This window comes from Candidatus Rickettsia tasmaniensis (genome assembly GCF_036857515.1).
In the GTDB taxonomy this organism is placed as follows: domain Bacteria; phylum Pseudomonadota; class Alphaproteobacteria; order Rickettsiales; family Rickettsiaceae; genus Rickettsia; species Rickettsia rickettsii.
Map to the genome: position 1 here is coordinate 1 of NZ_JAQCNX010000063.1, position 995 is coordinate 995.

Below are 995 nucleotides of genomic sequence, written 5' to 3' on the forward strand. Positions count from 1 at the left end.
TAATAATATATCGGAAGCGGAAATGATGCTCAATTTCCTTGTTCAAATGCATTTTATACCGAAATGCTTTATAATGATTAGTAGTAGCATAGAATTGCTCAGCTCAATGGAATTTCAACTTAGTAGTTATAGTTCTAATATATTATTTATTGGTTATCATTATAATAATAAAAATACTCCAAAAAATAAAGATGTTGCATATTATACTAAACTGATTAATGATTTAATATCTCAAATAAATAAGCTAAAAAGAAATAATCCACCTTTAAAGAATAATAATGCAAAAGGTAAAAATCCTTATGACACGAATAAATAAAGTTTTATTGAGTTTACTTTGCTTAGTTATTTCGTATGCGGGCTACGGTCAAATTATTCCTACTTACTCCGTAGATTCAGTAACAATGAAAAACTTATTACCGAAGATAGATGCAGATACGCTGGTACTTATAAATATAGATAATACTATCATAACACCGAAATCCAAATTATTTCGATATCAGGATAATTCTTATATAAATTTTACTAAATATTTATATAGTCTTGCAGCGGGTAACGCATCAGTTAATAAAACTATTGCAAAATTGATAGTGCAGCGTCAAATGATGCTTGTTGAATCTAAATGGGTAGATTTAATTAATAAGATGAAACAGCAAGGTGCAACGGTTTTAGGTCTTCAGGAAATAACGGCCCCATGTAATTTAATTGAAAATTATGAAGGATGGTTATATACCTTACTTTACTAATAATATATCGGAAGCGGAAATGATGCTCAATTTCCTTGTTCAAATGCATTTTATACCGAAATGCTTTATAATGATTAGTAGTAGCATAGAATTGCTCAGCTCAATGGAATTTCAACTTAGTAGTTATAGTTCTAATATATTATTTATTGGTTATCATTATAATAATAAAAATACTCCAAAAAATAAAGATGTTGCATATTATACTAAACTGATTAATGATTTAATATCTCAAATAAATAAGCTAAAAAGAAA

The 995-nt window shown here is 27.1% G+C and carries 3 pseudogenes; all 3 read left to right on the forward strand.

The features are described 5' to 3' along the window. Positions 1-316 (forward strand): annotated as a pseudogene (locus tag O6R16_RS07900) (DUF2608 domain-containing protein); the annotation flags it as partial. Then, positions 279-740: pseudogene (locus O6R16_RS07905) on the forward strand (DUF2608 domain-containing protein); the annotation flags it as partial. The pseudogenes O6R16_RS07900 and O6R16_RS07905, both read left to right, overlap by 38 nt. Continuing rightward, a pseudogene (locus O6R16_RS07910) lies at positions 739-995 on the forward strand (DUF2608 domain-containing protein); the annotation flags it as partial. The pseudogenes O6R16_RS07905 and O6R16_RS07910, both read left to right, overlap by 2 nt.